This is a genomic window from Corallococcus terminator, from assembly GCF_003611635.1.
Lineage (GTDB): Bacteria > Myxococcota > Myxococcia > Myxococcales > Myxococcaceae > Corallococcus > Corallococcus terminator.
In genome coordinates this window covers 1-14,124 of record NZ_RAVZ01000006.1, presented here as the reverse complement: position 1 = coordinate 14,124, position 14,124 = coordinate 1, and the positions used below count along the sequence as shown (strand labels likewise).

The window sequence follows — 14,124 nt, the reverse complement described above, 5'->3', positions numbered from 1 at the left end:
CAGGTGGGGGCCCGTGGGGGCGCGAGGAATGGACGTGCGCGCCACACCGGCGGGGCCCGTGAGAAGCAAGCGCTGCCTTCAGTCCCCCTTGTTGGGGGACTCGGGCAGGTTGAGTTCGGCGCGGGAGGTGGCCTGGAGACGGCGGGCCTGCCGGGGACGCGCGACCAGGGGCGGAGGTGACGCGGCGGGCTTGTCCTGCTGCCGCGCCTCCAGGTGCTTCGCCATGGCCTCCAGCGTGGGCCGTTCGAAGAGGACGCGCAGGGACACGTCCACGCTCCAGGCCTCCTGCACGCGGGCGAGGATCTGCACGGCCTTCATCGAATGGCCGCCCAGTTCGAAGAAGTCCTCGTGCAGGCCGACGCGCTCCACGCCCAGCACCTCGCGCCAGATCTCCGCGAGGCGGACCTCCAGCGGCGTGCGCGGCGGCTCGAACGCGGCGGTCGCGCGTTGGGACGGCGTGGGCGAGGGCAGGGCCTTGCGGTCGAGCTTGCCGTTCGCCGTGCGAGGGAAGGACTCCAGCGCCACGAAGTGCGACGGAATCATGTAGGCCGGCAGATGGGAGCGCAGGTGCTCGCGCAGCGCCTGGGCCTCCGGAGCGTCACCGGTGACGGGCTGGAAATACGCCACCAGCTCCGAGCCGCCCGCGAGCTCCCACACCCGCACCGCCACCTCGCGGACACGGGGGTGAAGGCTGAGCCGCGCTTCAATCTCTCCCAGTTCGATGCGGTGGCCCCGCAGCTTGATCTGCCCATCCTCGCGGCCCACGTAGTCCAGCGAACCATCCGACAGGAAGCGCACGCCATCGCCCGTGCAGTACAGCCGGGCTCCGGGCTCACGGCTGAACGGATCCGGGACGAAGCGCTCCGCGGTCAGGTCCGGGCGGTGGAGGTAGCCCTGGGCCACCCCGAGTCCGCCGATGTACAGCAGGCCCACGACGCCCACGGGAACGGGCTGGAGTCGCGCGTCGAGCACGTACACCCGCGTGTTGTCGATGGGCCGGCCAATCGTGAGCCGGGACTGCTCCTCCACGCGCGACACGGTGGACCAGATGGTGGTCTCCGTGGGGCCGTACATGTTCCACAGCGACGCACCCCGGGCCCGCAGTGGAGCAATCAACTCCAGGGGAAGGGCCTCGCCGCCGCACAGCATCTTGAGCGACGGGCTTCCGGCCCAGCCCAGCGCCAGCATCATCCGCCACGTGGAGGGCGTGGCCTGCATCACGGTGGCGCCGCTGGCCGCGAGCGCGGGCAAGAGCCGCGTGCCGTCCACGGCCGTCTCCCGGCTGGCGATGATCACGCACGCGCCGACGCTCAGGGGCAGGAACAACTCCAGCACGGAGATGTCGAAGGCGATGGTCGTCACCGCGAAGAGCGTGTCGGATTCGGTGATGCCGGGCTCGCGCTGCATCGACGCCATGAAGTTGGTGGCCGCGCGGTGGGGCACCGCCACGCCCTTGGGCATCCCGGTGGAGCCGGACGTGTAGAGCACATAGGCCAGGTGCTCACCGGACAGGGACAGGTGCAGCGGCTCCGAGGACGCAGGGTCCGTGTCCGCCAGCAGGACGGTCCGGACCCGGTGCGCCTGCGCGGCCAGGGCCGGCTCGGTCAGGAGCAGCGCCACGCCGCTGTCCTCCAGGATGTGGGCCCGTCGCTCCTCCGGGTAGAGCGGATCCAGCGGCACGTACGCAGCGCCCGCCTTGAGGATGCCGAGCAGACCCACGAGCAGCTCCAGGGAGCGCTCCATGAAGATGCCGACGCGCTGTCCCGGCTCGACGCCCAGGGAGCGCAGGTGGTGCGCCACCCGGTTGGAGCGCGCCTCCAGCTCGCCATAGGTCAGCGCGTGCGATTCGAAGCGGGCCGCGATGGCTTCCGGGCGCCGTGCCGCCTGCGCTTCGAACAGGCCGTGGAGGCCTTGCGACGGTGACACCTCGCGGGACGTGGCGTTCCAGTCGCGCAGCAGGAGCGTCCGCTCGGGCTCCGTGAGCAGGGGCATCCGGGAGACGGGCTGCGTGGGGTTGTCCGCCACCGCGGTGAGCAGGGACAGGAAGTGTCCCGTCATCCGTTCAATGGTCGCGGCGTCGAACAGGTCGGTGTCGAAGGTCAGGTCGCTGACGAGCCCGTGCGGCGTCTCGTTCATGGAGAGCGAGAGGTCGAACTGCGACGTGCCGCTTTCAATCTCCAGGTGTTCAATCGCGAGCCCGGGCAGCGTCAGCGGTTCGGTGGGCGTGTTCTGGAGCGTGAACAGCACCTGGAAGAGGGGCGAGTGGCTCAGCGCGCGGGTCGGCTGGAGCGCTTCCACGAGCTGTTCGAAAGCCAGGGCCTGATGGACGGAGGCCGCGAGCGTGGTGCGGCGCACCTGTGCCAGCAGCTCCGAGAACGAGGGCTCCCCGCCCAGGTCGAGGCGCAGGGGCAGCGTGTTGACGAACAGGCCGATGAGCGGCTCCGTCTGCGGAAGCCGGTTGGCGATGGGGAAGCCCACCACCAGGTCCTTCTGCCGGCTGTGGCGCGACAGCAGCACGCCAAAGGTCGCCAGCAGCGTCATGAACAGCGTGGACTCCGCTTCACGTCCCCGCGCCTTGAGCCGTGAGACGAGCTCCACGGGGACCGTGAAGCGCCGCGTGGCGCCCTGGAAGCGCTGCGCTGCGGGGCGGGGACGGTCGGTGGGCAGCTCCAGCAGGCCCGGTGCCCCGGCCAGATGCTCCTTCCAGTACGTGAGCTGCGGCTGGGTGGCGCCCCCCGTGGCGCGCTCCTGCTGCCAGCGCGCGAAGTCCGCGTAGTGGAGCGGCAGCTCGGGCAGTGAGGGCGCGGTGCCGGTGGTGAAGGCCCGGTAGAGCTCCGCCAGCTCGCGCACCAGCACCCCGATGGACCAACCGTCCGACGCGATGTGATGCAGCGTGAGCAGCAGCACGTGTTCGCGCGCATCGAGCTGGAGCAGGCACAGCCGCAGCGGCAGATCCTTCGACAGCTCGAAGGCCTTGCGCGCCTCCTCCGCCGCGAGCCTCCGGACCTCCGCCATCCGGGCGTCCGCGGGCAGTGCCTGGAGATCCACGCGAGGCAGTGCCACCGGCGCGACGGGCTGGATGCGCTGCACGGGCCGACCCTGCACCTGGGCGTAGGTCGTCCGGAGGATGTCGTGACGGCGGACGATCTCCTCCAGGCTCCGGCGAAGCGCGTCCTCGTTCAACACCCCTTCGAGCCGCAGGGCCGCGGGCATGTTGTACGCGCCGCTCGGGCCCTGGAGCTGCTCCAGGAACCACAGGCGCTGCTGCCCGGACGACAGCGGCAGGTCTCCTTCACGCGGGCCCGCCGGGATGAGCTCCGCGGCGGCCTGGAGCGACTGTCCCGCCTGTCGCAGGAACGCGGTGATCTCCTCCTTGCGCTCCTTCATCCGCCCCGTGAGCTCCGGGGTCATCACGCCCGGAGGCGCGCTGAAGCGAAGGCGTTCGCCTTCCATCCACAGCCGCACATCCTGCTTGCGCAGCGTCGTCAGCAGTTCATCCAGGCCGCTCACAGCTCGCCCTCCTCACGGCCCGCTTCGTCGGCGGACTCGGGTGGTGGGGCCTTCGCGGCCCACGTCAAGGTGTCCAGATACTCAGCGAGGCCCGCGATGGTGGGGGCCTGGAACATGCGCTCCAGGGAGAGGTCCAGCCGCAGCGATTCGCGGATGCGCGAGGCCACCTGCGTCGCGAGCAGCGAGTCCCCGCCCAGCTCGAAGAAGTCGTCGTGGATGCCCACGCGTTGCAGCCGCAGGGCCTTCATCCACACCTCCGACACCGCCTGCTCCGTGGCGTTGCGCGGCGCGACGAACGGCTTCGTGGGCGCGCTGGTCGCGGGGTCGGGCGCGGGCAGCGAGCGCCGGTCGAGCTTGCCGCTCGCGGTGAGGGGCATGGCCGTCAAGAGGACGAAGAAGGCCGGGATCATGTAGTCCGGCAGCTTCTCCTGGAGGAACTGGCGCAGCGCGGTGGGCGTCACGGCGTCGTGCGCCGTGGGGACGACATACGCGACCAGTCGCTTGTCATGCCCTGCCGCGTCCGTGTCCTGCTCCTCCCTCACGGTGACGATGACTTCCTGGACGCAAGCGTGCCGGCTCAGCGCCGCTTCAATCTCTCCCAGCTCGATGCGGAAGCCGCGCACCTTCACCTGGTGGTCGGTCCGTCCCAGGAAGTCGAGCGTGCCGTCGGGCAGGTAGCGCGCGAGGTCGCCCGTCTTGTAGAGGCGCGCGCCGGGCTTGTCGCTGAACGGATCCGGGATGAAGCGCTGCGCCGTCAGCTCCGGACGGTGGAGGTAGCCCTGCGCCAGCACCTCGCCGCCGATGTGGAGCTCTCCCGCCACGCCCAGGGGCACCGGCTCGCCGTACTTGTCCAACATGTAGAAGGTGCGGTTGGAGCGCGGCCGGCCAATGGGCACGCGCGAGTTCGCCTGGGGCGGGTTCGTGGCGGCGGGGACTTCGAAGGTGGTCGCGGTGATGACCGCTTCGGTGGGTCCATACGCATTGAGCAACCGCACCGAGCCCAGGGGGCCGCGCTGCCACTGCTCCAGCACCTTGGGCAGGATGGTGTCCCCGCCGATGATGATCAGCCGCACGCGGTGGCCGCCCAGCTCCTGCGGCGATTCGCTCCAGCGCTGCGTCACCTGCTGCCAGTAGGCGGTCGGGAAGTTCAGCACCGTGAGCTGCTGCTCGACGATGCGGCGCGGCAGCTCCTCCGCGGTCCAGACCTCCGGGCCGCGCAGCACCACCGTGGCGCCGACCATGAAGAGCGGGAGGATCTGCTCCAGCGACGCATCGAAGTTGAACGACGCGAACTGCAACATCTTGTCGTTCGCGGAGTGCCGGTAGTGGTCGCGCACGTCCTGGCAGTGGACGACGAGCGCGCCGTGTCCCACGGCCACGCCCTTGGGTTCGCCCGTGGAGCCGGACGTGTAGATGACGTACGCGGGCGAGTCCGGCGAGGCGAGGTTCTCCAGGTCCGTGTCGGGCCACGCCGCGAGCACGGCGGCGTCCTCATCCAGGCAGAGGACCTTCGCGTCGTGCACGGGCAGCCGCTCCATCAGCGGTCCCTGCGTCACGACCACCGCGACGCGCGAGTCATCGAGCAGGTACTTCAGCCGCTCCAGGGGCAGTCCCGGATCCAGCGGAACGAAGGCGCCGCCCGCCTTGAGGATGGCCATCAGGGTGACGAGCACCTCGGGGGACCGCTCCAGGAACGAGCCCACGAGCACGCCGGGCCCGACTCCCAGTTCGCGCAGGTGGTACGCCAGCCGATTCGCCTGTCCGTTGAGGGCCGCGTAGGTCAGGAGCTGACCGTCGAACTCCACCGCGACCTTGTCGGGGCGCGCGGCGGCCTTCTTCTCGATGACTTCGTGGACCAGCAGGTCCTTGCGATACGGGGCCCGGGTCTGGTTCCACGCGGTGAGCAGGTGATGGCGCTCGGCGGGGGAGAGCAGGGGCAGGTCCGCCAGCCGGCGGCGCGGATCCGCGACGAGCCCCTCCAGCAGCGTGTAGAAGCCCCGCGTCCAGCGCTGGAGCGTCCCGGTCTCGAACAGGTCGGTGTTGTATTCGAAGTCCAGCACGAGCCCGTCCTCGACCTCGATGGCGTTGAGGCTCAGGTCGAAGGCCGCGGAGCGGATGGGCTGCGAGTGGAAGTCCGTGCGCAGCCCGCTCATCTTCGCGGCGGCCATGGGTCGCTCCAGGTTGAACGTCACGCTGACCAGCGGGTTGTGGCTGGTGCTGCGCGGCAGGTTCAGCCGGTGGATCAGCCGGGCGAAGGGATACGCCTGGTGCTCGTAGGCGCTCCACAGCGTCTGCTTGAGCCCCTGGAGGTACTTCGGGAAGGACTGCTCCCCCCGGGCGTGGCTGACGATGGGCAGCAGGTGCGCGCAGTAGGCGACGAGCTGCTCGCTGTCCTCCAAATCCCGGCCGCCGGTGGGGATGCCCACGAGCAGCTCGTCCTGGCCCGTCAGCCGGTGCAGGAAGGAGGTGTACGCGGAGAAGAGCAGGATGAAGAGGGTGGATTGCTGCTGCTGCGCCAGCTCCCGCACGGAGCGGGTGAGCGACGCCGACAGCCGCACCGTCTCGCGGGCGCCCCGGTAGCTGCGCAGGGCCGGACGGCCGTGGTCCGTGGGCAGCTCGATGGCGGGCACCGCGTCCACGTGCTGCTCCAGCCAGTAGCGTTCGTGCGACGCCATCTCCGGCGTCTGGGCCTGCCGCCGCATCCAGCGCACATGGTCGCTGAACTGGAGGGGCCGGGGACGGATGGCGCTGCGGCCTTCATGGATCGCCGAATAGTGCTGGGCGATCTCCTGCACCAGGATCCCCAGCGACCAGCCATCCACCACCACGTGGTGGACCGTCAGGACGAACAGGTGGTCATGCGGGCTCAGCTTGAGCAGGTGCGCGCGGAACAGCGGGCCCCGGTGCAAATCGAATGGGGACTGGCCTTCCGCTTCGTACCAGGCCGTGAGCTGGGCGGACTGCTCGTCCGGCGGCAGCGCGGACAGGTCCTCCAGCGGCAGGTCCGCGGTGAGCCGCGGGAGGATGCGCTGCTGTTCGCCTGATTCGTCCAACTGGATGCGCAGCGCCTCGTGGCGGTCCACGACGTGCTGGAGCGAGCGCTGGAGCAGTTCGACCTGGAGCACGCCCGACAGGCGCAGGCTCAGCGACAGGTTGTAGGCGCTGGATCCGCCCGCGTTCATCTGCGAGAGGATCCATAGCTGCTGCTGGGCCTCCGTGGTCGGCAGCACGTTGGGCGGGAGCGAGGGCTCCTCCGGCGCGCTCTCGACGGGGCGGGGGGCGTCCGGGGTGGTCGCCCGGGGCCAGAAGCCGCCTTCGCGCAGTTCGGCCACGCTCTGCGCCACCACGCGCACGAGGGTGTCGAGGTCCTCGTCGGTGTGCGCGGTGGAGAGCATGCACGTGCGGCCCTCCCAGATGTAGATGCCCCGGTCGATGAGCTGGCTGAAGAACAGGTCCATCTCCAGCGGCTGGAACAGGTAGCTGGAGTTGCCGGCCGAGGTGAAGCGGAGCACCGACCCGCCGTGCACCAGGGTGATGGGGACCTGCTCGCGCTCGAAGATGGCGTTGATGCGCTCCGCGAGCTTCGCGGCCCGGTGGTTCAGGCGCTCCTGGAGGCCGGGACCTTCGCGCTTCAGGTGTCGGAGGGTGGCGAGGGTCGCCGCCATCGTCAGCGGGTGCTTGCAGAAGGTGCCCGCCGAGAAGGTGTTTCCCTGGACGGGATGGGACGCGTCCCCATAGCGCCAGTCACCTCCGTCGATGCGGTCCACGAAGCCGCCGCGATCCGCCACGACGCCCAGGGGCATGCCGCCGCCCAGAATCTTCCCGTACGTCGTGATGTCGGCCTCGATGCCGTACCACGCCTGCGCTCCGCCCGGGTGGAGGCGGAATCCTGTGATGATCTCATCGAAGATGAGGGGCACGTGCGCCTCGCGGGTCATCTCCCGGAGGCTGTGCAGGAAGGCGCGGGGCTGCACGTTCGGGCGGCGGCTCTGCACCGGCTCCACCAGGACAGCGGCCAGTTCGTGCAGGTGTTCGCGGATGAGCTCCAGCGTCCGCTCTTCTCCATAGGGCAGCACCAGCACGTCGTCCGCGATGTGCTGGGCGACGCCGGTGGCCATGGGAAGCGACTGCGGCACGCCGCCAACCATGCGGCCTACGACGAGCGTCCCGTCGGAGTGGCCATGGTAGGACGACGTGAACATCACGATCTTCGTGCGCCCCGTCACCGCGCGGGCCACGCGCAGCGCCGTCATCACCGCCTCCGTGCCGGAGTTGCAGAAGGTGACGCGCTTCATGCCGGTGAGCTCGCAGATGAGCTCCGCCGCCTCGCCCGCGAGATCCGACTGCGTGCCCAGCTCCATGCCCTGGGCCAGCCGCTGCTGCATCGCCTCGATGATGAAGGGCGGGTTGTGCCCGAACAGGTGCACGCCGAAGCCCATGGAGAGGTCGATGAACTCGTTGCCGTCCACGTCCCAGACGCGCGACCCGTGCGAGCGGGTGCTGACGATGGGGTAGCAGAGCTCCTTCACCTCCGGCCGGAAGTTCATCTGCCAGCGCACGTCGCTCCACCGGGCGCGATGGCGGATCGCGTTCTGCTTGGAGCCCTGCGTGCGGCGCGTGTAGCGCGCGATGAAGGACTCCAGGAAGCGCTGCTGCTCGACAGGCAGCTCCCGCTCCGGCTCACCGTCCGCCGTGCCCACGGAGAAGGCCGCGGGGCCGGAAGGAGAGGACACCGGGCGCGCGACCGCGACGGGGGCCGCCTCGGGACGCGGGGGAGCCTCCACGTCGGGCTCGCTGGGAACCGCCGCGCCCTTCGCGCCGAGCAGCACCAGTTGCTGCTTCATGAGCTGGAGCTGGACCTGGATGATCTGCTCCAGGGAACCTTCCGGCGCCTCGGTGGCGGCGGCCTGACGCGCGGCGGGCTGGGGCGCCACGGCGGCGGTGCGCACGGGCGCGGGGGCCTCCGCGAACACGAAGCTGTCCGGCAGGGTGTGGTCCAGGTGGCTGGCCATGGCGTCCAGCGTGGTCAGCTCCTCGAAGACCTGGCGGATCGACAGCTTGAGGCCGAAGAGCTTCTCCACGTTGCGGATGGCGTCCATCAACACGATGGAGTCCGCGCCCAGCTCCAGGAAGGGCGTGTCCGGGCCCATCCGTTCCGGGGGCATTTGCAGCAGCCGGGCCACCATCGAGCGGAGCGCGTCCTGGATCCGCGCCCGGCGAGACAGGGCGGGAACGGTCGACGGCAGGGGCTTCTGCGGCGGGGCCACGGGATCCACGGAAAGGTCCTCCAACCAGCAGCGCTGGCGCTCGAAGGGATAGGTCGGCAGCAGCACGCGCTGGCGCGCCGGGGAACGGTCCACCTGCTTCAAATCGACGGGGACGCCCCGGACGAACAGCGCGCCCAGGCTCCCCAGCAGCGTCCGCGCGTCGTCCTGGTGCTTCTTGAGGCTGGGCAGCCAGAGGTTCGCGCCCTCCGGCAGGCAGCGCTTCGCCATGCCGAGCAGCGTGTCGTTCGGGCCCAGCTCGATGAACACCGCCGGGCCCGCGTGGGCCGCGTGTTCAATGCTCTTGAGGAACTGCACCGGCTCGCGCACGTGGCGCCGCCAGTAGCCCGCGTCGGGCGCTGCCTTCAGGACGGTGCCGGTGAGGTTGGAGACGAGCGGAAGGGAAGGAGCCTGGAACGCGATGGCGCGCGCCGCCTGCTCGAACTCCGCGAGCATGGGGTCCATCCGCGCCGAGTGGAACGCATGCGAGACCGTGAGCGGACGTGAGTCGATGCTCCGCTCCTGCAAGGCCTCCACGACCCGCTGCACCGCGGGCCGCGCTCCGGAGATGACGACGTGGCGCGGGCCGTTGATGGCGGCGAGCTCCACGTCCCGTTCCTCCCCCAACGCCGCGCGCACGGTGGCCTCGTCGGCCAGCACCGCGGCCATGGTGCCGTCCTGGGGCAGGGCCTGGATGAGGCGGCTGCGCGTCGCCAGCAGGCGCAGGGCGTCCTCCAGCCCGAGCACGCCCGCGACGTGCGCCGCGACGTACTCACCCACGCTGTGTCCCATCACCGCGTCCGGCTTCACGCCCCAGGAGCGCCAGAGCTCCGACAGCGCGTAGCCCAGCGCGAACAGGGCCGGCTGGCTGTAGCGCGTCTGGTGGATCCGTTCGGTGTCTTCTCCAGGGGCCGGATACACGACGGACAGCAGGGGCACGTCGAGGTGCGGGCGCAGCAGCGCATCACAGCGCTCCATCGCATCGCGGAAGACGGGCTCGGTCTCGAACAGCTTGCGTCCCATGCCCGCGAACTGCGCGCCCTGGCCCGGGAAGAGGAAGACCACGCGCGGCTGTGCGCTCCGTTGGACCTCTCCGTGGTGCAGGCCGGGAAGGGGACGCTCGTGCAGGAACGCATCCAACTGCGTGGCCAGCTCCGCGTGGGAGGTGGCCGCCGTGCTGAAGCGGTGGGCCCAGGTGTCGCGTCCGGTGTTGGCGGTGAAGCAGAGGTCCGCCAGGGCCGGCGCATCTGGCGCGGTGAGGCGGGCCTGATACCGCTGGACCAACTCGCGCAGGGCTGGCGCGGTCCGGGCCGACAGCGTCAGCAGGTGTTGCGCATGCTCGGAAACAGTCTCGGTGACGGGCGTCCGGCGCGGGGCCTCGCCCACGATGACGTGCGCGTTGGCGCCGCCGAAGCCGAACGAGCTGAGACCCGCGAAGCGCGCTCCGGCCTCCGACGTCCACGGCTCGCGCCGGGTCGGGATGTGGAACGCGCTCGGATCCAGCGAGACGTGCGGATTGAGCGTGCGGAAATGCACCTGCGGCGGGACTTCCGCGTGCTGGAGCGCGAGGACGATCTTCACCAGCCCCGCGATGCCCGCCGCCGACTCCAGGTGCCCGATGTTCGCCTTCACCGAACCGACGAGGCAGCGCTGCTCGGAGCGTCCCCCGGGCCGCAGCGCGGCCTTCAGCGCCTCCAACTCGATGGGGTCTCCCAGCGTCGTGCCGGTGCCATGGGCTTCGACGTAGCTGATCTGCCCGGCGGACAGTCCGGCCTGCCGCAGCGCCTGCTGGATGACCTCCTGCTGCGCGAAGCCGTTGGGCGCGGTGAGCCCGTTGCTGGGCCCGTCATGATTGACGGCCGAGCCGTGGATCACCGCGAGGATGACGTCCCCCGCGGCCTGCGCGTCGGCCAGCCGCTTGAGGACGACGACGCCGCAGCCCTCGGAGCGCACGTAGCCATCCGCCGCCGCGTCGAAGCTCTTGCAGCGCCCGTCCGGGGCCATCATCCCCGCCCGGGAGAAGGCGATGTTGAGGTCCGGGTTGAGGATGAGGTTCACGCCGCCCGCGAGCGCCAGGTCGCACTCGCCGCCGCGCAGGCTCTGACAGGCCAGGTGCAGGCCCACCAGCGAGGAGGAACACGCGGTGTCCACCGCCATGCTCGGGCCCCGCAGGCCCAGCAGGTACGACAGCCGGTTGGCCGCGATGCTGTGCGCGTTGCCCGTGCCCGCGTACGCGTCCAGCCGTGAGCGATCCCCGAACTGCCGCTGCGCGTAGTCGCTGCTGCTGATGCCCACGAACACGCCCGTGCGGCTGCCCCGGAGCGCGTGCGGCGCCTGCCCTCCACGCTCCAGCGCCTCCCAGGCCACCTCCAGCAGCAGCCGCTGCTGCGGATCCATCCGCGCCGCCTCATGGGGCGAGATGCCGAAGAACAGCGGATCAAACCCGTCCACCTGCTCCAGGAACCCGCCCCAGCGCGTGTTCATCGTCCCGGGGTGCGTGGGGTCCGGGTGGTAGTAGCGCTGGGTGTCCCACCGGTCGGCGGGCACCTCGGTGATGGCATCGCCGCCGCGCTGGAGCAGGGCCCAGAAGGCCTCGGGCGTGGGCGCGCCCGGGAAGCGGCAGCCCAGCGAGACGATGGCGATGGCGCCCTCCGAAACCGCCGCCGGCATCACGGGCGTCACCGGGCGCTCCGGCTCCGGAGCGCGGCCCAGGTGCACGCTCACGGCGGTGATGGTCGGGTGCTGCCACACGAGCGTGGGGGACACGTCCCGCCCCAGCCACTCCCCCAACTCTCCGGAGAGGAAGACCGCGTCCTTCGACGTCAGCCCGTAGTCGACGAAGGCCCGGTCGACGTCGATGGTCTCCACGGCGAGGTCCGTGCTCCGGGCCACGTAGGCCCGCAGCCACGCGACGAGTTCTTCCCGGGAGCGGTCGGCGGACGGAGTCGAGGGCTTCATGTGGGTCAGAATGGACAGGGGCAAAATCCGCTGCGGTTGGAATAGATAAATAATCTAGTAATTGTCGTTTAGCATGGAGGACACTTCTAGGTGAACTGTCAGAGGAATCCTTGATTGACGCAGGGATTCGGGGCCGGGCGCTGCTGACCAGGGTGGTTGCGGATGACGTTGACTGGAATCGAGTGCTGGTCGGAGTCGGCACAGTTGGAGTGCGTCGCGGTGTGCCGGCCGGCGGCGCTCGAGGTCGCGACCGAAATGGAGGCCTCCGCGGTCGGGTTCATCGGCGCCGTCTCACGTCAGGACGCGGAGGACGCTTCCGGGCGGCTGTGCGAGGCGCTGACCCGCTTCGGGTGCAGGCTCTTCGACCTGGGGGACTTCCTTCCGGAGTCCGCGCGGGCGGTGAGTGACGCCTCGGTAAACCGCGTGTTCGTCCGGGACACGGCCGCGGTCGTGGGGCGCCAACTGGTGACGGGCACCGCGGCCTTCGCCGCGCGCATCGCCGAATTCGACGCGACGCACGCGGCGCTGGCGGAGCTGATCCACGGCGGCCCGAGGGACGCGGCCCCGGTGGAGGGGACCGGCGCCGGCCTGGAGTTCGGGGACGTCTTCCTGCTCGACGAGGAGCGCATCTTCGTCAACCTGGGGCTGCGCAGCGACGCGCGCGCCCTGCAGGGCTTCCTGGAGACGGCCTGGGCCGCGGGCTTCCAGGAGGTGGGGGTCGTCTGCATCCCCGAACACCTGGGCATCATCCACCTGGACCTGGCCTTCAACGTGCTCGGGCCCCGGGCGGTGTTGGCCCGCACGTTCCTGAAGCATCTCCCCGTGCGCGTCATCACCCCGGCGCAGGCGCCCCAGTGGGAGTCCTTCGAGGGCTACTTCACGCGGCGGGGACGCAAGGTCCTCGCGCTGCCCGCCTCCGAAGCCCCCTGCTTCCTCTCCAACTACATCTTCCTGGGCCCCCAGTTGCTGCTGGCCTCGCAGAGCGCCGCGCCGCGCCTCCAGCCGCTGGTGAAGGAGCTGGGCATCGAAGTCGAGGGCGTGGACATCGCGGCGCTCGAACGGGGCAACGGCAGCGTCCGGTGCCTCACGCTGCCGCTCAAGCGCCGCGCGACCTATGCCTGAGCAGACCGCGCGGGGCGGACCTCAGAGGTAGTCCACCCAGCCCAGCCGTCCACGGCTCGCGAGCACGCGTTCAATCATCAGCTCGTGCAGCGCGAGGAGCGGTTTGGCCACGTCCTCGCCCTCCAGCCGCCCGAGCGCCCCGGCCATGGCCTCCAGCGTGGACATCCCGTCCGGATGGGGCGGGCGGCGCAGCCGGCGGGAGTCCGGCGAAGGCGGGGGCAGCCGCATCCCCGGCAACCGCCTCAACCCGGGGACGCGCTGCACCATGCGCCGCGCCTGGGCCCAGCTTCCGTCGATGACGACGAGCCGCCGGGGCGGGGGACCTTCGGCCTCCGGCGCGTCGGGGAACAGCAGCCACGTGTCCGAGCCGTCCCCCAGCACCGACGCGTCGAAGGGTTGGCCCGGCGCGCCGTAGGAGACGATGCGGCAGCGGGGCAGGGCCAGCGCCGCGATGCGCGCGGTGTTGGTGCTCTTCTCCGCCTCCTTGTTGTGGCGGATGACGAGCAGCTCCGTGCGCGTGGGGACGACGGGCACCTGGGCGCACAGGCACCAGGCCGCGGTCAGGTAGCAGCGCTCGCAGCGACCGACGAGGTCCTCCGGGGTCCGGGACCTCATTTCGCCGTGCGGTAGCGCTCCATCAGGGTCCGCGCCTCCCGCAGCTTCTCTTCGACGAAGCGGTCATCCGCGTCCGGTTCGTACTCCGCGTCCGGCGGATCCAACTGGAAGAGGGCGGACAGGCTCGCGGGGGCGACCTCCAGCCATTCAGAGGTGCGGTTGAGCGCGGCCTGCCGGCGTCCGGCGAAGGTCTCCGGCCCGTCCTCCGGGCCACAGCGACAGATGCGCGCCGAGTCCCCCGACACGTCCACGTAGAGGCCCAGCACCTCCGCGTCCACCTCCGCCGCCAGGGCGCAGGTGGCCTCGCTGACGTAGGCGGCCATGGCCTGCGCCGCCGAACGCTCCGTCAGCGAACGCACCAGGTACACCTGCCACCCGGCCTCCGTGAGCGCCCCGGCCTCGGTGAGGGGGGCCAACTCCGCGGGGGGGGCCTGGATGCGCGACAACAGCCGACGCACGGAGACCTCCAGCCGCTCGAGCCGGGCGTTCGACGCGGGGCAGAAGAAGACCACGCGGTACTCTCGGCTGTCGGCGGCGGTTTCCATGGGCATACGGCTGTGCCCAAGAGGACCAAAGGACTCCCCACGCACGCAAGGGGGAGTTTGCTCCCGGGGCGCTTCTCTTGCCTCCCGCCACCCCCTTGGCCCCTCCAAAC

General features: G+C 70.7%; 5 protein-coding genes. 1 reads left to right on the top strand and 4 read right to left on the bottom strand.

Annotation, left to right across the window (positions count from 1 at the left end):
• Positions 1-78: 78 nt before the first annotated feature.
• Together D7V88_RS01885 and D7V88_RS01880 are read right to left on the bottom strand one after the other, a co-directional pair.
• Positions 79-3,453 carry a non-ribosomal peptide synthetase gene (locus D7V88_RS01885; protein ID WP_372241062.1) on the bottom strand — a complete coding sequence of 1,125 codons (3,375 nt, stop codon included), beginning with the start codon at positions 3,451-3,453 and terminating at the stop codon, positions 79-81.
• Between the two features lie 53 nt (positions 3,454-3,506).
• Positions 3,507-11,732, bottom strand: coding sequence for a non-ribosomal peptide synthetase/type I polyketide synthase (locus tag D7V88_RS01880; RefSeq protein WP_120538860.1), 8,226 nt, complete (start codon positions 11,730-11,732; stop codon positions 3,507-3,509).
• 162 nt (positions 11,733-11,894) lie between these two features.
• On the opposite strand from D7V88_RS01880, the gene D7V88_RS01875 reads away from it, so the two are divergent.
• On the top strand, positions 11,895-12,854 hold the full coding sequence (locus D7V88_RS01875; protein WP_120538859.1) for an arginine deiminase family protein: 960 nt from the start codon (positions 11,895-11,897) through the stop codon (positions 12,852-12,854).
• A 21-nt stretch (positions 12,855-12,875) separates the two neighbouring features.
• On the opposite strand, the gene D7V88_RS01870 is transcribed toward D7V88_RS01875, so the two are convergent.
• Positions 12,876-13,469, bottom strand: a complete 594-nt coding sequence (locus D7V88_RS01870) for a tRNA-uridine aminocarboxypropyltransferase (protein WP_120538858.1) — start codon at positions 13,467-13,469, stop codon at positions 12,876-12,878.
• Positions 13,466-14,014 carry a hypothetical protein gene (locus D7V88_RS01865; RefSeq protein ID WP_120538898.1) on the bottom strand — a complete coding sequence of 183 codons (549 nt, stop codon included), beginning with the start codon at positions 14,012-14,014 and terminating at the stop codon, positions 13,466-13,468. The genes D7V88_RS01870 and D7V88_RS01865 overlap by 4 nt, the downstream gene beginning before the upstream one ends.
• Positions 14,015-14,124: the final 110 nt, after the last annotated feature.

Coding starts and splice junctions, on each gene's coding strand:
- D7V88_RS01885 (WP_372241062.1), bottom strand. CDS start 3,453: ATGGAAGGCGAACGCCTTCGCTTCAGCGCGCCTCCGGGCGTGATGACC.
- D7V88_RS01880 (WP_120538860.1), bottom strand. CDS start 11,732: ATGAAGCCCTCGACTCCGTCCGCCGACCGCTCCCGGGAAGAACTCGTC.
- D7V88_RS01875 (WP_120538859.1), top strand. CDS start 11,895: ATGACGTTGACTGGAATCGAGTGCTGGTCGGAGTCGGCACAGTTGGAG.
- D7V88_RS01870 (WP_120538858.1), bottom strand. CDS start 13,469: ATGAGGTCCCGGACCCCGGAGGACCTCGTCGGTCGCTGCGAGCGCTGC.
- D7V88_RS01865 (WP_120538898.1), bottom strand. CDS start 14,014: ATGGAAACCGCCGCCGACAGCCGAGAGTACCGCGTGGTCTTCTTCTGC.